Raw genomic sequence first — 18,006 nt, forward strand, 5'->3', positions numbered from 1 at the left:
CGCGGCACCCCCGCCCGCGGGGCCGTCGTCGTGCCGCCCACGGGGATGCCGCTCCCCCGCGCGCGGTGGCACGCTGTCCCGGTGCGCCGGCCGTTCCGATCCTCGCCGCCGCTGCGCCGGTCGCGGCTGGTGCGGCGGCTGTTCCTGCTGCAGGTCGTCACGGTCCTGCTGACCGTGGCCGGGCCGGCCGCGCTCGGCGTGTACGGCGCGAGCCGGCTCGAGCACGACGCCGCCGGCCGGCTCACCACCGCGACCGCGCTCTCGCTCGCGTCGGACCCGGAGGTCCTGTCCGCGGTCCGCGACGGCGGCGACGTCACCACCCTCTCGGCGAGGCTGCAGCCGGTCGCCGAGCGCGTCCGCCGCGCCACGAACAGCAGCTTCGTGGTCGTGATGTCCCCGCAGGGCATCCGCTACAGCCACTACAACCCGGCCGAGATCGGGCTGCCCTACCAGGGCAACATCGCCCCGGCGCTGGCCGGACGGACCGCGACCGAGGTCTACACCGGCACCCTGGGACCGTCGGTCCGCACCGTGACACCGGTGCTCGTCGACGGCCGGATCGCCGCGGTCGTCTCGGTCGGCGTGCTGCAGACCCGCATCAGCGACCTCGCCCTGCGCTGGCTGCCCGCGATCGTCGCCGCCGCCGGGGTCGCCGTGCTGGTCGGATCGGGGCTCGCCGTGCTGCTGGCGCGCCGGCTGCGCCGCCAGACGCTCGGTCTCGAGCCCGAGGACATCACGGCCGCCTACACCCACCACGAGGCCGTGCTGCACGCCGTCGGCGAGGGCCTGCTCGTCGTCGACGGCGACGGGCGGCTCGTGGTCGTCAACGCCGAGGCGCGACGGCTGCTGGGCCTGCCCGACGCCGCCGACCCGGCCGACGTCGCGGTCCCCGGGCGCCCGGTCGCCGCGCTCGGCGCCGACCCGGCGGTGGCCGCGGTGCTGGGCAGCGGGCTGCGCGAGGACCTGCGCGACCGGCCGGCGCTGGCCGGGGAGCGGGTGCTGCTGGTCAACAGCCGTCACGCCGGCCCCGCCGCCGGCCCCGGGACCCGGGTCTTCACCCTGCGCGACCGCACCGAGCTGGCCGGGGCGCTGCGCGAGCGCGACGACGCCCGCGACAAGGTCGCCGCCCTGTCCGGGCAGGCCCACGAGTTCGGCAACCGGCTGCAGACGGTGCTGACGCTCATCGAGCTGGGCGACACCGCCGACGCCGCGGCCGCGGGCACCGCCGCGCTGGACCGCACCCGCGGGCCCGGCGCCCGGGTCGTCGCCGAGGTCTACGACCCGGTCCTCGCCGCGCTGCTCGCGGACAAGGCGTGGCAGGCCGAGGAGCAGGACGTCACGTTCACCGTCACCGACGCCTGCGACCCCGACGCGCTCCCGGACCTGCGCCTGCCCTTCGTCGCCGACGACCTCGTCTCGCTGGCCGGCAACCTCGTCGACAACGCGATCGAGGTCGTCGCCGGGCGCGCCGGGGAGCGGTCGGTGGCCGTGGCGCTGCGCACCACACCCGACGGCCGCGAGCTGCTCGTCGAGGTCGCCGACAGCGGTCCCGGGGTGCCCCCGGACACCGCGAGGGAGCTGTTCACCTTCGGGTTCAGCACCCGCGCCACGCCCGGGGGACGCCCCCGCGGGATCGGGCTCGCGCTCGTGGACCGGATCTCCCGGCGCCTCGGCGGGTCCGTGCGCGTCGGTACCCGCGACGACGGCAGCGGCGCCGTGTTCACCGTCCGGCTGCCGCTGCCCACAGGCCCCGGGGTCCGGCCCCCCGTGACGGCTCAGTCCGAGTAGATGTAGGGGCTGCGGCTGCAGTCCCAGTACGCTCGGGGTGCGTCGACGGAATCCGCGATCGCGGAGCGTCGCACCCGGTAGGTGCAGCCCGCACCGGACATCCAGTCCGCCACGCCCCATCCCGCGTACCGGGCCTTCATCTGCCGGATCGACGCGAGACCCTCGGGGCTCGCGTTGAACGCCTCGGAGTACTCCACGACGTCCTTGGTCAGGCAGCCCGCAGCCAGGACGAGCGACACCCAGCCGGCGCCCCGCGCCGCGACCTGCTTGAACATCGACGCCGTACTCGTCCCGACGCCGAGCAGCGTGCCGCAGACGCCGTTGATCTCCCGTACCGCGGGCGGAGTGGACCGTGCCGCAGCAGCCGAGGCGGCGGGCGCCGTACCGATGGTCAGGCCGACGAGCAGGACCGTGGCGACGACCGCCGCCGCCATCCGCCGGGCCGGAAGGAGGACGGTGTCCGGGTTCGTCATGGCAACTGGTCTACGCACACCGCCGTCGCACCGGGGCCGAACGGCCGCGGTCCGTCCGTCCTGATCCCCCGGGTCCCTCCTGACCTGCGGAGGCACTGCGACAGCCGGTTCGCCATCGCGATGCGGGCTGTGGTCAGACCCGGGTCTGTCCCGGCACCGCCCAGCGCCCGGAGCGGGCCCGCAGGCCCACCGCGACCAGGCGCACCACCATGAACGCCGCCAGCCCCGTCCAGATCCCGGCCAGCCCCCACCCGAACAGCAGCGACAGCCAGATCATCGGCAGGAACCCGCCGAGCGCGGCGAGCAGGGTCGTCGTGCGCAGGAACGCCGCGTCGCCCGCGCCGAGCAGCACGCCGTCCAGCGCGAAGACCACGCCCGCGACCGGCTGCAGCGCGGTGAAGAACCACCAGGCCGCGGGCACCGTCGCGAGCACGGCGGCGTCACGGGTGAACACCGGCGGCAGCACCGGGTAGAGCGCGGCGAACAGCAGACCGAACCCGCAGCCCAGCACCAGGCCGTAGCGGGTCACCCGGGCGGCCAGCGCCCGCGCCGGGGCCGTGTCGTGCCCCCGGACCGCACCGCCCAGGGCCGCACCGACCAGGGACTGGGCGGCGATCGCGACGGCGTCGAGAACCAGGGACTGGAACACCCACAGCTGCAGCACGATCTGGTGGGCCGCGACCGACTCCGCCCCGAACCGGGCGGCGACCGCGGTCGCGGACAGGAAGCAGGCCTGGAAGCCCAGCGACCGCACGATCAGGTCGCGGCCCATCGTGGCCTGCGCGCGCAGCACGGCGGTGTCGGGCGCGAACCGCACCGGGTCCGTGGCGGGGGCCCGGCGGCGCTCCACGGCCAGGGCCCGCAGGAACAGCGACGCCGCCACCGCCTGCCCCGCGACGTTCGCGACGGCCGACCCCTCCAGGCCCCAGCCGTCCCAGCTGCCGGCGCCGTGCACCAGCAGCGGGCACAGCAGCGCCGAGAGCAGGTTCCCGCCGATCACGATCCACATCGGACGGCGGGTGTCCTGCACGCCGCGCATCCAGCCGTTGCCGGCCAGCGTCACCAGCACCAGCGGGGCGCCGAGCAGCGCGATCCGCAGCCAGGACACGGCGCCGTCGGCGATGACCGGGTCACCGGCGAGCAGGCCCGCGAGGGGGGCGGCCGCGAGCTGCCCGAGTGCGACCACCAGCAGCCCGACGCCGAGCGCCAGCCACGTCGCCTGCACGCCCTCGGTCACCGCGGCCGCGCGCCGTCCGGCGCCGTAGAAGCGGGCGGCCCGCGCCGTCGTCCCGTAGGACAGGAACGTCAGCTGGGTCGTGACCTGCGCGAACAGCACCGCGGCGACGGCCAGCGACGCGAGCGGCAACCCGCCCAGCCGCCCCACGACGGCCGTGTCGACCAGCAGGAACAGCGGCTCGGCCGCCAGCACCGGGAGCGCGGGCAGCGCGAGCCGGACGATCTCGCGGGCACCGCCCGCCGCCGGGGCGGGCCGGATCACCGCCGGGGACGGCGGCAGAGGAAGCAGAACGCGGGCGGCAGGTTGCGCCACACCGTCCGGGTCATGACGACCTCGTCGAAGGTCTCGTGCAGGGTCGCCTTGAACCGGCGTGCCGAGGGCATCGGCAGGGTGTGGGAGTAGGCGAACGTGGCGAACGCCCCCGTGTCCCCCACGACCGCGACGACCTGGTCGAGGATCTCCTGCTGGGTGGCCCGGTCGAACAGCGACCACGGCAGGCCGGAGATCACCGCGTCGACGGCGGTGATGTCCCGCTCGGCGAGCAGCGCGCCGAGCTTGCGGGCGTCGCCGTTCACGACCTCGACGTCGGGATGGCGCTGCTGCAGGTACGCCGCCATCCGCGGGTCGAGCTCGACGGCGAGGTGGCGCCCGTCCGGCGCGAGGCGGCGGCCGACCTGTGCGGTGACCGCCCCCGTGCCGGGTCCCAGCTCGACGACGACGGGCGTGCCGTGCCCCGGCGCGATGCGGGCCAGCTTCTCCGACAGCTGCGGCGAGCTGGGCCAGACCGCGCCCACCTGGGCCGGGTTGCGCAGCCAGGCCCGGAGGAACTCCGGCCAGCCGCTGGACTCGTTGCCGTGACTGTCGCCCCCGCGGGCCGCAGCGGGCTCGGATCGCACCGCACACCTCCTGGTCTCGCGGGACACGCTACGTGTCCCGGTGCCGTGACACCGGACCGCCCCGAGGTGTACCCGGTCGGGGTGTCGAGGCCATGTACCCCGGATGAACCCGGTGAACCGGACGGACCGGCCACCGCTCAGCGGGCCAGCTCGCCGCGCAGCAGGCCGAGCAGCCCGTCGAGGGTGCCGGGGCGCTCGAACCCGGCGGCGCCGGTGTGCCCACCGCCGCCGAGCGCCGTCGCCACCCGGGACAGGTCCGGGGAGCCGTTGCCGCGCAACGACACCGACCACGCACCGGGCGCCGTCTCGGTCAACAGTGCGGCCACGCCGTCGCCGGCGGCGGCCTGCAGCGGGCCGAGCAGGGTCACAGTGCGGTCCCGGAACCGGGTGGCGGTGGCGACGTCGACGGCCGCCCACACCAGGTCCGCTCCCCCGGCGGCGCCCGGCTCGCGTCGCGCCCCGGCCAGCACGGTGGCCTGCGCCGCGAGCCAGGCGAAGGGGACCTGCCCGCCGATCCCACGCAGCAGCGGGCCGGGGTCGACGCCGGCGTCGACGAGCGCGGCGCCCAGGCGCAGCGCGCCGGCACCGCCCCGGCGGAAGCCGCCGGTGTCGGTGTACAGCCCGGCGAACAGGGCGCGGGCCAGCACGGCGTCGAGCGGGGTGCCGAGCTCGGCCAGGACCGCGCGGACCAGCGTCACCGTCGCCGGGGCGCCCGGGTCGACGAGGTACCGGTCGGCGAACCCGGTGAACGACGCGTGGTGGTCCACCGCGAGCGACGACCCGGCGCCGCGCAGCACCGGCTCGAGGTCCCCGAGCCGCGGCGCCGAGGAGATGTCGCAGCACACCAGCAGGTCCGGGGTGCGCGGCGCCTCGGCCGAGGGCACGACGAGGCCATCGGGGTCGAGGGTCCCGAGGAGCCCGTCGGGCACCGGGTCCGGCCCGCCGAACGACACGGTGACCGGGGTGCCCGCCCGGTGCAGGGCGGTGGCCAGCGCCAGCGCGCTGCCGGCGGCGTCGGCGTCGGGCCGGACGTGCCCGACGACGAGCACGTCGCGGGCCCGCCGCAGCACGGCCGCCGCGCCCGCCGGGTCGACCGGGCCGGGGCCCGGCACAGTCGGATCCGCGGGTCCGGTCACTCGGCGTCGGTCTCCCGCGGGGCCTTGTACGGGTCGGCCTCCCCCGCCGGCGACGCCGACGCGGCCAGCCGCGCCACCTCGGCGTCCGACTCGCGGGTGCGGGCCAGCAGCTCCTCCATCCGGCGTGCGGAGTCCGGGACCTGGTCCAGCACGAACGCCAGGCTCGGGGTGTGCCGGACGCCGGTCTGCTGCCCGACCCTGCTGCGCAGCACCCCGCTCGCGCTCGCCAGGGCCGCGGCCGCACCGGCCGTGTCGGGCTCGGTGTCCAGCGAGGCGCCCATGACCGTGTAGAACACGGTGGCCTCGCGCAGGTCACCGGTCACGCGGGTGTCGGTGATCGTCACCATCGCCAGCCGCGGGTCCTTCACCTCGTGCTCGAGGGCCTCCGCGACGATCTGCGAGATCCGCTTCGCGAGCTTGCGCGCGCGGGCCTGGTCGACCATGTCCTGCTCCTTCCACCGGGTCGTGCGGGCCCGAGTCTAGGCACGGGCCGGAGGGCTCCGCCGCGTCGCTGCGCACGGCGGAGGTCAGTCGTCGTCGGGGCCGAACAGCCGGGTCCGGGCCGACAGCAGCTCCAGCTCGGGGCGGGCGGCGACGAGCCGCTCGCACCGGTCCAGCAGGGCGCGCACGTGGCCGGCGTCGGCCGCCACGCAGCTCACCGCGATCAGGGCGCGCCGGTGCAGGTCGAGGTGGCCGGCCTCGGCCGCCGCCACCTCGAACCGGCGCAGCTCGGCCAGCAGCGGACGCACCGCCGACCGCTTCTGCTTCAGCGACCGGACGTCGCCGAGCAGCACGTCGCACTCCAGGGCGCCGACGTACACGTGCACCTCCACCGACACCGACGGGGCGGCCGGTCACCCGGCCGCCCCGTCGGATCGCACTCGCGGGGGATCAGTCCCGCGGCTTCTCGCGCATCTCGAACGTCTCGATGACGTCGTCGACCTTGATGTCGCCGTAGCTGCCGAGCGTCAGACCGCACTCGAAGCCCTCGCGGACCTCGACCACGTCGTCCTTGAAGCGGCGCAGCGACGAGACCGGGAGGTTCTCGTGGATCACCTTCGAGTCGCGCAGCAGGCGCGCCCGGGCGTTCCGGCGGATCTCCCCGCTCATCACCAGGCAACCGGCGATCGTGCCGAACTTGGAGGACTTGAAGACCTCGCGGACCTCCGCGCGGCCCAGCTCGACCTCCTCGTACTCCGGCTTGAGCATGCCCTTCAGGGCCGCCTCGATCTCGTCGATCGCCTGGTAGATCACCGAGTAGTAGCGGATCTCGACGCCCTCGCGGTTGGCCAGCTCGGTGGCCTTGCCCTCGGCACGGACGTTGAAGCCCATGACGATGACGTTGTCCGCGATGGCGAGGTTGATGTCGCCCTCGGTGATGCCGCCGACGCCGCGGTGGATGACCCGCAGGTCGACCTCCTCGCCCACGTCCAGCTTCATCAGGGCCTCCTCGAGCGCCTCCACGGTGCCCGAGTTGTCACCCTTGATGATCAGGTTGAGGGTGTTGGTCTCCTTCAGCGCGGCGTCCAGGTCCTCCAGGCTGACGCGCTTGCGACGGCTCGCCAGCTCGGCGTTGCGCTCGCGGGCGCGGCGCCGGTCGGCGATCTGGCGGGCCACCCGGTCCTCGTCGACGACGAGGAACGTGTCGCCCGCACCGGGCACCGAGGTCAGACCGATGACCTGCACCGGACGCGACGGGAGCGCCTCGGTGACGTCCTGGCCGTGCTCGTCGACCATGCGCCGGACGCGCCCGGAGGCGTCACCGGCCACGACCGAGTCGCCGACCCGCAGCGTGCCGCGCTGGACCAGCACCGTGGCCACCGGGCCACGGCCGCGGTCCAGGTGACCCTCGATGGTGACGCCCTGCGCCTCCATGTCCGGGTTGGCCCGCAGGTCGAGCGCCGCGTCGGCGGTCAGCAGGACCGCCTCCAGCAGACCCTCGATGTTGGTGCCCTGCTTCGCGGAGATGTCGACGAACATCGTGTCGCCGCCGTACTCCTCGGCCACCAGGTTGTACTCGGTGAGCTGCTGGCGGATCTTCTGCGGGTTCGCACCCTCGACGTCGATCTTGTTGACCGCGACCACGATCGGCAGCCCCGCCGCCTGGGCGTGGTTGATCGACTCGACGGTCTGCGGCATCACGCCGTCGTCCGCCGCCACCACGATGACCGCGATGTCGGTGGACTTCGCACCGCGGGCACGCATGGCGGTGAACGCCTCGTGACCCGGGGTGTCGATGAACGTGATGAGCCGCTCCTCGCCCTCGAGCTCGGTCGCGACCTGGTAGGCGCCGATGTGCTGGGTGATGCCGCCGGCCTCGCCCTCGCGGACGTTCGCCTTGCGGACCGTGTCCAGCAGTCGCGTCTTACCGTGGTCGACGTGACCCATGACGGTCACGACCGGCGGGCGTGCCGCCAGCGCGTCCTCGTCACCCGGGTCGCCGAACTCGATGTCGAACGACTCCAGCAGTGCGCGGTCCTCCTCCTCGGGGGAGACGACCTGCACGCGGTAGTTCATCTCCTGGCCGAGCAGCTCCAGGACCTCGTCGGAGACCGACGCGGTGGCCGTGACCATCTCACCGAGGTGGAACAACACCTGCACCAGCGAGGCCGGGTTGGCGTTGATCTTCTCGGCGAAGTCGGTCAGCGACGCGCCGCGCGGCAGCCGGATCGTCTCGCCGTTGCCCTTGGGCAGGCGGACGCCGCCCACCGAGGGCGCGGCCATGGCGTCGTACTCCTGGCGCTTCTGCCGCTTCGACTTGCGGCCCTTGCGGGCCGGACCGCCGGGACGGCCGAAGGCACCCGCGGCACCGCCGCGGCCACGACCGCCGCCGCCACCGGGACGACCGCGGAAACCGCCGGCCGGGGGCGGCCCACCGGGACCGCCGCCACCGGGACGGAAACCGCCGCCACCGCCACCGGGACGACCGCCACCGGGGCCACCACGACCGCCGCCGGGACCACCGCGACCGCCGCCGGGGCCACCACGGCCACCGGCGCCGGGACGACCGGCCGCCGGACGCGCGGGCATCATGCCCGGGTTCGGACGCGGGGGCATGTTGCCCGGGTTCGGACGCGGGCCACCGGCACCCGGGGCACCGCCCGGACGCGGGGGACGCGGCGGGGCCTCACCGGAACGCGCGGCCGGGGCCTCGGGACGGCCACCCTGCGGGGCGCCACCGCCCTGCTGCTGCGGCGGTCCGGGACGCGGGCCCGGCTTGGGCGAGCCCTGACCGACACCGAACGGGTTGTTGCCGACGCGCGGCTGGCGCGGGCCCGGCTTCGGGCCGCGCTCGCCACCGGGGCGCGGAGCGCCGCCGCCCTGGCCACCCTGTCCCTGACCGGGACGCGGGCCCTGGGCGGGCTTCGGCGCGGCCGGGCCGGGCTTGGGCGCGGCGGGGCCGGGCTTGGGCGCGGCCGGTCCCGGCTTCGGCGCCGCCGGGGCGGACGCCTCCGCGGCCGGGGCCGCGGGGGCCTGCGGACCGGGCTTCGGCGCGGCCGGACCCGGCTTGGGGGCGTCCGTGCGCGCCGCGGGCTGCGACGGCGACGGGGCACCCGGGGTCGGCGCCGCCGGGGCGGGCCCCGGACGCGGGCCGGGCTTGGGCACGCCACCCGGGGTGGGCCCCGGGGTCGGGCGCGACGGCGACGGGGCGCCGGAGCCGCCACGCGGAGCGGCACCACCGGCGCGCGGGCGACCGCCGCCGGGCGCACCGGAACCGCGGCGCTGGCCGTTGCCGGCGCCGCCTGCTCCACCGGCGGCCATCGCGTCGCGCAGCTTGCGCGCGACGGGGGCCTCCACGGTGGAGGAGGGAGACTTCACGTACTCCCCGAGGTCCTGCAGCTTGCTGAGGACCTGCTTGCTGCTGATTCCGAGCTCTTTCGCGAGCTCGTGCACGCGGGCCTTGCCTGCCACTGCTCTCCTCATCCTGACCGGAGGCCGGGCGGCAGCATCCCGCTCGACCTCGAACCTAGTGTCGAAGCACGTTCATGGTGCGATCTTCACTGCTGGCTCATGACTGGTCGACCTTGCTTTCCTCTGATGACGGGCCCGAGAGGTTCCCGGACCCCGGCGGGTCGCACGGCTCCTGCAGCCACCGCCTGATGGCGGTGACGTCCGGCTTCGTGCGGATCCGCAACGCCCGGGCGAACGCCGAGCGTCGCTCGGCCCTGTCCAGGCACCCCGTCGAGGGGTGCAGCCAGGCACCCCGTCCGGGGAGACGGCGGCGTGGATCCGGGACGAGACGTCCGTTCTCCGCGACCACCCGCAACAGTACGTCGGCCCGTTCCCGCGTCCGGCACCCCACACAGGTCCGGATCGGGTACGACCGGGTGTGTGCTGGCGCCGGACCGCGACCGCGGGCCGGTGACGAGTGTAGCGCAGCGCGATCCCCGGGCATTCCCGCGGCCGGGGGCCGCTCCGGATCGTGCTCGGTCAGGACGGCTCCTCCGCGGGGTCCACCGGCCCGCCACCGGGTGTCACCGGGTCGCGGGGGTCGGCGTCGCTGCGGATGTCGATCTTCCAGCCGGTGAGCCGGGCGGCCAGGCGGGCGTTCTGCCCCTCCTTGCCGATGGCCAGCGACAGCTGGAAGTCCGGCACGACGACGCGGGCGATCCGGGCGCGCTCGTCGAGCACGGTCACCGAGACGACCTTCGACGGCGACAGCGCGTTGCCCACGAACTCGCCCGGGTCCTCGGACCAGTCGATGATGTCGATCTTCTCACCGGCGAGCTCGGCCATGACGCCGCGCACACGGGCCCCCATCGGGCCGATGCACGCGCCCTTGGCGTTGAGCCCGGACCGGGTCGAGCGGACCGCGATCTTGGACCGGAAGCCGGCCTCGCGGGCCACCGAGACGATCTCGACGGAGCCGTCGACGAGCTCCGGGACCTCCAGCGCGAACAGCTTGCGCACGAGGTTCGGGTGCGTGCGCGAGAGCGTGATCGAGGTGCCGCGCGGGCCGCGGTTCACCCCGATGACAAAGCAGCGGACGCGGTCGCCGTGCTTGTAGACCTCACCGGGCACCTGCTCGGCCGCGGGCAGCACGGCCTCGGTCCCGCCGGAGAGCTGCACGACGACGACACCGCGGGCGTTCGCGCGGGCGTCGCGCTGCACGATGCCCGCGACGACCTCGCCCTCCTTGGTGGCGAACTCGCCGTAGGTGCGCTCGTGCTCGGCGTCGCGCAGCCGCTGCACGATGACCTGGCGGGCGGTGGTCGCGGCGATCCGGCCGAAGCCCTCGGGGGTGTCGTCGAACTCCGGGCCGGGGGTGCCGTCCTCGGCGCGGTCGGCGGCGTCGCGGGCCATGACCCGCACCACGCCGGTCTTCCGGTCGATGTCGACGCGGGCGTCGGGGTGGTGGCCGTCGGTGTGCTTGTAGGCGGTGAGCAGCGCGGTCTCGATGGCCGAGAGCACCGTCTCGAACGGGATCTCCTTGTCCCGCTCGATGGCGCGCAGCGCGGGGATGTCGACGTTCACCGGTTCTCCTCGTCACGGCCCGGGCCGGCCTGGCCGGGCGCGTCGGCTGTGGGTGCCCCGTCGGCTCCGTCGGCACCGTCGGTGCTGCTGCCCAGGGCGTCCGGGTCCAGCAGGGCGGTCTCGGCGGGCGGGGCGGGCTTGAACTCAACCTGCACCTGGGCGTGGCGCACGTCGGCGAGGGCGATCTCGCGCCGCTCGGGCGCCCGGCGCCCCGGCACGGCGACGGCGACCCGGTCGCCGTCGAGCCGCCCGACGCGGGCGTCGAGCACGCTGCCGTCGGTCAGGGTGATGCGGGCCAGGCGCAGGAAGGCCCGGCGCCAGTGCCGCGGCTCGGTCAGCGGGCGGTCGACGCCCGGCGAGGTCACCTCGAGCGTGTACGAGCCCTCGATGAGGTGCTCGTGCGGGTCCAGCTCGGCCGCCGCGGTCCGGCTGAGCCGGGCGATGTCGTCGAGGTCGATGCCGGTCGCGGGCGAGGACTCGGGCAGGTCGACCACGAGCTTGACCGCGTGCCGGCGCCCGGCGGTGCGGACCTCCACGGCGTCGATCTCCAGCCCGGCCCCGTGGACCACCGGCTCGAGCACGCCGCGCAGCTGGTCTGCCAGCTGTGCGGGGTCCGGACTGCGCATCGGGTGACTCTCCTCGTGTGGGGCAGGCGGCTCCCGCGACGGCGGGGTCGCCCGACGACGGCTCGGGCGGTGGCCGGGCACGACCACCGGGGCGGGCACGTCCGCAGCGTACGGACGCCCGCGACCGCGCGCCGCGGCGCCGCTGGGCGGCACGCGTGACGGCGGGGGACGGCCGACGAGCCTAGCGCCTCGGTCGCCGGCGTCGCCGCTCACCTCGCCCACCGCCCGTCGGCCCGGCCGGCGCCGAGCGGTCGGCCGCCGGGCGCACCGGCTCGGGCGGTGCCGGGGCGCGCGGCGCGTGCTGGCAGCATGACCCGGTGTGAAGGACCGGGAGCCCACCCCGCCGGAGACCGCGACGCCGCCCGAGCCGGCCCGCCCGACCCGGCGCCAGGTGCTGGCGGGCACCGTCGCCGCGGTGGCGCTGGCCCCGCTGGCGGCCGGCTGCTCGACGGCCGCGACGACGTCGGACGACGCGTCGGACGCCCTGCTCGCCATGGCCGACGCGGCCCGGATGGACGCGGCGCTCGTCGTCGCCGCGGTGACCGGGGACCCGTCGCTGGCGGGCCGGCTGGAGCCGCTGCGCGCGGCCCGGATGGAGCACGCCGCGGCCCTCGACCAGGCCGGCGGGCGCACCCCCGGCCAGGCCGCCGTCGCCGCCACCCCGCCGGCCGGGGACCTGGCCGCGGTGCGCGACGCCGTCGCCGCGTCGGCCCGCACCGCGGGCGAGGTGGTCCCCCGCGCCTCCGCGCTGCAGGTCGGGCTGGTCGCCGAGGTCGCGGCCTGCTGCGCGACCTACGCGGCCGTGCTGACCGGGGCGGCGTCGTGAGCGCCGGGGCCCGTCCGCGCCAGTCCGACGAGGACCAGCCGCAGGTCCCGCAGGTGACCATCGACGCGCTGCAGCGCTCGCTGGCCGGGGAGCACGCGGCACTGTGGGCGTACAAGATGGCGCTGGCCTTCGTGCCCCCCGACTGGGCGGGCCGGGCCCGCTCGGACATCGAGGCGCACACCACGCTGCGCGGCCAGATCACCCAGACGCTGTCCGACCTCGGCCAGCGCCCGGTGTCGGCCCAGCCGGCCTACGCGCCGCCGCAGCCGGTCGTCGACGCGGTGTCGGCGGGCGCCCTGCTGGTCTCGGCCGAGACCGACACGATCGCGGCGTGGCGGTCGGTGGCCGAGCGGTCCTCGTCGGTCCCGCTGCGCGAGGCCGCGCTGAAGGCGATGGTCGAGTGCACCGGGCGGCTCGCCTACTGGCGCGGGGTGACCGAGCGGTCCCCGGTCGTCCCGGTGTTCCCCGGGCGCGGCTGACCCGCCGGACGCAGCGCGGCCGCGGCCGCCTCCACGTCGTCGAGCGTGGTGGACAGGTGGAACGACAGCCGCGCCGCCCCGTCGCGCACCGCGGCGGTGATCCCGGCCGCGGCCAGGCGCCGCGCCGCGTCCTCGGTGCGGACCGACACGATCGCCGAGCCGGCCGGGGCCATGCCGAGGCGCTCGCGCAGCGCGTCGGCCAGGCCGGTGCAGTGCGCGTGCACGAGCCCCGGGTCGAGCGAGGCCAGCCACGGCAGCGTCACCGCCGCCCCGGCGTGGGCGAACCACACCGGGGACTCCTCGCCCCCGGGCGGGCCGGGACGGGCCGGCGCGTCGGGGGTGTAGAGCCCGCCGGTCCACCGGTCGACCGTGCCGTACCAGCCGGCGCCGTGCGGGACCACCTCCGGCCAGCCGCCCGCCCCGGGCGGACCGTCCACCCAGGACGGACGCCGGGCCAGCCAGGCGGCACCGCGCGGGGCGAGCAGCCACTTGTACCCCGCCCCCACGACGGCGTCGGCGCCGTCGAGCCGCAGCGGGAGCCAGCCCGCCGCCTGGGTCACGTCGAGCAGCAACCGGACGCCGCTGCGGGCCCGCGCGGCGAACAGCCCGTCGAGGTCGGCCAGGCGCCCGTCGGCGGACTGGACGACCGACACCGCGACCAGGTCGTGCTCCCCCGCGCGCTCCGCGAGCTCGGACAGCGGTGCCTCGGTCACGCGCACCCCGCGGTGGCCCTGCAGCGCGAACGGCCGGGTCACCGAGGAGAACTCCCCCGCCGCGACGAGCACCCGCGTCCCGTCCGGCACGGACGCGGCCAGCGGCCCGATCAGCCCGGACGCGGTGGACCCCTGCGCGACGTCGGCGGCGGGCACCCCGGCCAGGGCCGCGAACGCGGCGCGGGCGGCCTCCACGTCGTCGTCGAAGTCGCGGGGGGAGCCCAGCCCGGCCGCCCAGCGGGCCACCGCGTCGGCGACGACGGCCGAGGCCCGCAGCGGCGGGATCCCGATGCTCGCGGTGTTCAGGTAGCCGGGGCGGCGTGGCAGCGACCACTCCGCGAAGGTCACGGTCTCGTCCACGCTGCCCGACACTACCGACCGTCCTAGGGTCGCAGGCGTGCACAGCGAGCTGATCGAGATCCGCACCGGCTCCGAGGAGACCGTGGTCGACCTGACGAGCCGCATCGAGCGCTTCCTGGCCGGGTGCGGCGCCCGCGACGGGCTGCTCAACGTGTTCGTCCCGCACGCGACCGCCGGGATCGCGGTGATCGAGACCGGCGCCGGCAGCGACGGCGACCTCCTCGCCCAGCTCCGCGAGCTGCTGCCCGCCGACGACCGCTGGCGGCACCGGCACGGCAGCTCCGGGCACGGCCGCGACCACGTGCTGCCCGCGTTCGTGCCGCCGTCGACGACGCTGCCGGTGATCGAGGGCCGCCCGGCGCTGGGCACCTGGCAGTCGGTGTGCCTGGTCGACACCAACGTCGACAACCCGACCCGCTCGGTGCGGCTGACGCTGCTGCCCGGCTGAGCCGCCGCCGGGGCCGCCGTCCGGCCACCGGGCGGCGTCGCGGACCGCCGCGCCGGGCCCGGGGTGACCGCCGGGCGACGCCCGCCCGCCGCCCGGCCCGCCCGGCGCGACGGCCGCCCGGACCCCGGTGACACCGCCGTACGCTGCGCCGGTGACCTCCGGCCGGACGACGACGACCGACCGCCCGGCTGCGGCCGCAGGCCCCCGCCCGGGCGTCCCCGACCGCGGGCGCCGGCTGCGGCCCGTGCTCGCCGCGGCCGTCGCGGTGCTGGTGGTGGCCGGTGCGGTCGCCGCCCTCGGCGGTGCCGGGTCCTCCGCGGCGACGGCCCCCGCCCCGGCACCCGCGGTGTCCGAGGCGTTCGCCGTGACCGCCCCGCCCGGCTGGACGGTCGCCGCCGGCGCCCCCGCCCTGGACGTGTTCGGGGTGCCGTTCACGCGGCTGGCCGAGGTGCCGCCGTTCGCCGCGGGGCAGTGCCCGCCGGGCGCCGCCCCGCGCGGGGTCGCGGCCGCGGCGCTGGTCGCCGTCCCGGCGGGCACCACGGTGGAGCAGGCCGCGCAGGCGTTCGCGCGGGGTGCGGGCGAGTCGTTCTACGCCGGCTCGGCGCCACAGGTCGCGGTCGGGCCGCCCGGGCCGCGGCCGGGCACCGGCGGTGAGCCAGGGACCTGGGTGGAGGCGACCGTGCGCACCGACGGCACCGCGACCGGTGCCCAGGGGTGCCGCGCGACCGACGGCGCGGTCGGCGTGCTCGCGGTGCCCCGCACGCAGGCCCGCGACGGGTCGGTCGGGGTCGCGATGCTCGTCGTCGCCGGGGACGCGGCAGGCGGGCCCGGGGACACGGTCCCGCGCAGCGCGCTCACCGACCTCGCCACGTCGGCGGTCCGGCCCGGCTGACCGGTCCGGCCCGGCCGCCCGCCGACGGCGGCGGGCTCAGGCGCCCCGGACGATGCCGGCCACGTGCGCCCCGACGCCCTCGCGCGGGATCTCGGTGCGCTCACCGGTCGCCCGGTCCTTCAGCTCCAGCGTCCCGTCGGCCAGCCCGCGCCCGACGACCACGATCGTCGGCACGCCGATCAGCTCGGCGTCGGCGAACTTCACGCCGGGGCTGGCCTTGCGGTCGTCGAGCACGACCGACAGGCCCTGGGCCTGCAGCTCGGCGGCGACGGCCTCGCCGCCCTCGAGCAGCTCGGCGGACTTGCCCGCGACGACGACGTGCACGTCGAACGGCGCGACCGAGCGCGGCCACACCAGGCCGGAGTCGTCGTGGGACTGCTCGGCGATGGCCGCGACCAGGCGGGACACGCCGATGCCGTAGGAGCCCATCGTGATCCGGACCGGCCTGGAGTCCGGGCCGAGCGCGTCGAGCGCGAACGCGTCGGCGTACTTGCGGCCGAGCTGGAAGATGTGGCCGATCTCGATGCCGCGGGCGGCCTCCAGCACGCCGGTGCCGTCCGGGGACGGGTCCCCGGCGCGGACCTCGGCGGCCTCGATCATGCCGTCCGGGGTGAAGTCGCGGCCCGCGACCAGGTCGACGACGTGGTGGTCGGCCTTGTCGGCGCCGGTCACCCACGCGGTGCCGGTGACGATCCGCGGGTCGACCAGGTAGCGGACGCCGTTCGCGGCGAGCGCGCCCGGACCGATGTAGCCCTTGACCAGGAAGCCGTTGCGGGCGAAGTCGGCCTCGTCGAGCAGCGCCACCTCGGCGGGCTCCAGCGACGCCTCGAGGCGCTTCATGTCGACCTCGCGGTCGCCGGGCACGCCGACACCGAGCAGCTCCCACTCGGTCGCGCCCGGCTGCCGCGTCTTCACCAGGACGTTCTTCAGGGTGTCCGCGGCGGTGAAGGTGCGCTCCCCCGCCGCGTTCAGGAACGCGACGAGCGACTCGATGGTCGGGGTGTCGGGGGTGTGGTGCACCTGCGCGGCGGGCAGCCCGTCGAGCGGGACCGCCGGCGGTGCGGGCGTGGTGACGGCCTCGACGTTGGCCGCGTACCCGCCGGGGCCGCGGACGAAGGTGTCCTCGCCGGTCTCGGACTCGGCGAGGAACTCCTCCGACGCCGAGCCGCCCATGGCGCCCGAGGTCGCGGCCACGATCACGTAGCGCAGCCCGAGCCGGTCGAAGATCTTCACGTAGGCGTCGCGGTGCTTGCGGTAGGACTCCGCCAGGCCCTCGTCGGTGAGGTCGAAGGAGTAGGAGTCCTTCATCAGGAACTCGCGCCCGCGCAGGATGCCCGCGCGGGGGCGCTCCTCGTCGCGGTACTTGTTCTGGATCTGGTAGAGCACGACCGGGTAGTCCTTGTAGGACGAGTACTCGCCCTTGACCGCGAGGGTGAACAGCTCCTCGTGGGTGGGGCCGAGCAGGTAGTCGCCGCCCTTGCGGTCCTGCAGGCGGAACAGGTTCGGGCCGTACTCGGTCCACCGGTTCGTCGCCTCGTACGGGTCGCGCGGCAGCAGCGCGGGGAACTGGATCTCCTGGCCGCCCATGGCGTCCATCTCCTGGCGCACGACGTCCTCGACGCGGCGGAGCACCTTCAGGCCGAGCGGCAGCCAGGAGTAGACGCCCGGGGCCACGCGGCGGACGTAGCCGGCGCGGACCAGCAGCTTGTGGCTGGGCACCTCCGCGTCGGCCGGGTCCTCGCGCAGGGTGCGCAGGAACAGCGACGACATCCGGGTCAACACCTGCAGAAGGGTAGCGAGGGGCCGCGGGGCCCCTCATCCCGGTTCGGGAGCGGGCAGACTCCGGTGCATGGGAGACGAACAGCACGAGCTGCTCGCCGCGGCGCGCCAGGGCGTGCTCGCGACGATCAAGCGCAGCGGCATGCCCCAGCTGTCGCCGGTGACGCCGTACTACGACCGCGCGGCGGGCACGGTGCAGGTGTCGATGACCGAGGGCCGGGCGAAGACGGCGAACCTGCGCCGCGACCCGCGGGCGGCGCTGTCGGTGGAGAGCGCCGACGGCCGCTCCTGGGCGACGGCCGAGGGTCCGGTGGAGCTGGCCGGCCCCGACGACTCCCCCGACGGCCCCGCCGTGCAGGCGCTGGTCGACTGGTACCGCGCCGCGGCCGGGGAGCACCCTGACTGGGACGAGTACCGCGCGGTCATGGTGCGCGACCGGCGGGTGCTGATGACCATGCGGGTGCAACGGGTCTACGGCGAGAACCTGGGCTGAGCCCAGCGGGGCGGGCGGCGCCGTCGGCCCCGCGACGGCCGCGGCCGGCTCGTGCTCGGGGTCCCGGCGCAGCACCGTCGAGGCGACGAACCCGACGGCCGGGGCGACGGCCGTCGCCAGGATCACGCCCTGCGGACCGACGGTGGCGAGCAGCAGCGGGAACACGGACGGCCCGAGCAGCAAGGGGTCCAGCCGTCCCTGGTGGCGGCGCGGCAGCCACTCGGCGACGTGGGCCATGACGACGGCGATGTCCAGCGCCCGGGAGGCGCCCGCGAGCACGATCATCGGCAGGCGGCCCCAGCGCGAGACCGTGCCGCCGGGCCGCATCGGGCACACCGACGAGCTGACGGGCCTCGCGCTGCTGCCGGCCTCGGACGCGTCGAGC

The 18,006-nt window shown here is 76.4% G+C and carries 18 protein-coding genes; 6 read left to right on the plus strand and 12 right to left on the minus strand.

Annotated elements, in window-relative coordinates; genetic code table 11:
* Positions 1–81: 81 nt before the first annotated feature.
* Entirely contained in the window at positions 82–1,788 is a 1,707-nt protein-coding gene (locus WJX68_RS09245; RefSeq protein WP_340288101.1) for a sensor histidine kinase, read from the plus strand.
* On the opposite strand, the gene WJX68_RS09250 is transcribed toward WJX68_RS09245, so the two are convergent.
* The 10 genes from WJX68_RS09250 to rimP form a co-directional block, all read right to left on the minus strand.
* On the minus strand, positions 1,776–2,261 hold the full coding sequence (locus WJX68_RS09250; RefSeq protein WP_340288104.1) for a hypothetical protein: 486 nt from the start codon (positions 2,259–2,261) through the stop codon (positions 1,776–1,778). The two genes, WJX68_RS09245 and WJX68_RS09250, sit on opposite strands and share 13 nt — an antisense overlap.
* 133 nt (positions 2,262–2,394) lie before the next feature.
* On the minus strand, positions 2,395–3,759 hold the full coding sequence (locus tag WJX68_RS09255) for an MATE family efflux transporter (RefSeq protein WP_340288106.1): 1,365 nt from the start codon (positions 3,757–3,759) through the stop codon (positions 2,395–2,397).
* Entirely contained in the window at positions 3,756–4,394 is a 639-nt protein-coding gene (locus WJX68_RS09260) for a class I SAM-dependent methyltransferase (RefSeq protein ID WP_340288109.1), read from the minus strand. Before WJX68_RS09260 ends, WJX68_RS09255 begins: the two co-directional genes overlap by 4 nt.
* Positions 4,395–4,531: 137 nt before the next feature.
* Positions 4,532–5,530 carry a DHH family phosphoesterase gene (locus WJX68_RS09265; RefSeq protein ID WP_340288112.1) on the minus strand — a complete coding sequence of 333 codons (999 nt, stop codon included), beginning with the start codon at positions 5,528–5,530 and terminating at the stop codon, positions 4,532–4,534.
* On the minus strand, positions 5,527–5,973 hold the full coding sequence (gene rbfA, locus WJX68_RS09270) for a 30S ribosome-binding factor RbfA (protein WP_340288115.1): 447 nt from the start codon (positions 5,971–5,973) through the stop codon (positions 5,527–5,529). Before rbfA ends, WJX68_RS09265 begins: the two co-directional genes overlap by 4 nt.
* A gap of 84 nt (positions 5,974–6,057) precedes the next feature.
* Positions 6,058–6,351 carry a DUF503 domain-containing protein gene (locus WJX68_RS09275; protein ID WP_340288565.1) on the minus strand — a complete coding sequence of 98 codons (294 nt, stop codon included), beginning with the start codon at positions 6,349–6,351 and terminating at the stop codon, positions 6,058–6,060.
* Between the two features lie 70 nt (positions 6,352–6,421).
* The gene (gene infB, locus WJX68_RS09280) at positions 6,422–9,442 is read right to left on the minus strand and encodes a translation initiation factor IF-2 (protein ID WP_340288118.1); all 3,021 of its coding nucleotides are present in this window, start codon (positions 9,440–9,442) and stop codon (positions 6,422–6,424) included.
* Between the two features lie 97 nt (positions 9,443–9,539).
* On the minus strand, positions 9,540–9,926 hold the full coding sequence (locus WJX68_RS09285; RefSeq protein WP_340288121.1) for a YlxR family protein: 387 nt from the start codon (positions 9,924–9,926) through the stop codon (positions 9,540–9,542).
* A 35-nt stretch (positions 9,927–9,961) separates the two neighbouring features.
* On the minus strand, positions 9,962–11,005 hold the full coding sequence (gene nusA / locus WJX68_RS09290; protein ID WP_340288124.1) for a transcription termination factor NusA: 1,044 nt from the start codon (positions 11,003–11,005) through the stop codon (positions 9,962–9,964).
* The gene (gene rimP, locus WJX68_RS09295; protein ID WP_340288127.1) at positions 11,002–11,631 is read right to left on the minus strand and encodes a ribosome maturation factor RimP; all 630 of its coding nucleotides are present in this window, start codon (positions 11,629–11,631) and stop codon (positions 11,002–11,004) included. The genes nusA and rimP overlap by 4 nt, the downstream gene beginning before the upstream one ends.
* A gap of 319 nt (positions 11,632–11,950) precedes the next feature.
* On the opposite strand from rimP, the gene WJX68_RS09300 reads away from it, so the two are divergent.
* Both WJX68_RS09300 and WJX68_RS09305 read left to right on the plus strand, forming a co-directional pair.
* Positions 11,951–12,457, plus strand: coding sequence for a hypothetical protein (locus tag WJX68_RS09300; protein ID WP_340288130.1), 507 nt, complete (start codon positions 11,951–11,953; stop codon positions 12,455–12,457).
* Positions 12,454–12,936, plus strand: a complete 483-nt coding sequence (locus tag WJX68_RS09305; protein WP_340288133.1) for a ferritin-like domain-containing protein — start codon at positions 12,454–12,456, stop codon at positions 12,934–12,936. The genes WJX68_RS09300 and WJX68_RS09305 overlap by 4 nt, the downstream gene beginning before the upstream one ends.
* Here WJX68_RS09305 and WJX68_RS09310 read toward each other — a convergent pair.
* A complete protein-coding gene (locus tag WJX68_RS09310) occupies positions 12,876–14,009 on the minus strand; it encodes an aminotransferase class V-fold PLP-dependent enzyme (RefSeq protein ID WP_340288136.1) in 1,134 nt (377 codons plus the stop codon). The two genes, WJX68_RS09305 and WJX68_RS09310, sit on opposite strands and share 61 nt — an antisense overlap.
* A 37-nt stretch (positions 14,010–14,046) precedes the next feature.
* On the opposite strand from WJX68_RS09310, the gene WJX68_RS09315 reads away from it, so the two are divergent.
* Both WJX68_RS09315 and WJX68_RS09320 read left to right on the plus strand, forming a co-directional pair.
* Positions 14,047–14,457, plus strand: coding sequence for a secondary thiamine-phosphate synthase enzyme YjbQ (locus WJX68_RS09315; protein ID WP_340288139.1), 411 nt, complete (start codon positions 14,047–14,049; stop codon positions 14,455–14,457).
* Positions 14,458–14,608: 151 nt separating this feature from the next.
* Positions 14,609–15,349 (plus strand): hypothetical protein, encoded by a 741-nt coding sequence (locus tag WJX68_RS09320; RefSeq protein ID WP_340288142.1) that lies wholly within the window; start codon positions 14,609–14,611, stop codon positions 15,347–15,349.
* A gap of 36 nt (positions 15,350–15,385) precedes the next feature.
* Here the strand turns inward: WJX68_RS09320 and WJX68_RS09325 are convergent, their stop codons facing one another.
* On the minus strand, positions 15,386–17,131 hold the full coding sequence (locus tag WJX68_RS09325) for a proline--tRNA ligase (RefSeq protein WP_340288145.1): 1,746 nt from the start codon (positions 17,129–17,131) through the stop codon (positions 15,386–15,388).
* A 67-nt stretch (positions 17,132–17,198) separates the two neighbouring features.
* Between WJX68_RS09325 and WJX68_RS09330 the strand changes: the two genes are divergently transcribed.
* Entirely contained in the window at positions 17,199–17,621 is a 423-nt protein-coding gene (locus WJX68_RS09330; protein ID WP_340288148.1) for a PPOX class F420-dependent oxidoreductase, read from the plus strand.
* The last annotated feature ends 385 nt before the right edge of the window (positions 17,622–18,006 follow it).

It is taken from the genome of Pseudonocardia spirodelae (genome assembly GCF_037727765.1).
Taxonomy (GTDB): domain Bacteria; phylum Actinomycetota; class Actinomycetes; order Mycobacteriales; family Pseudonocardiaceae; genus Pseudonocardia; species Pseudonocardia spirodelae.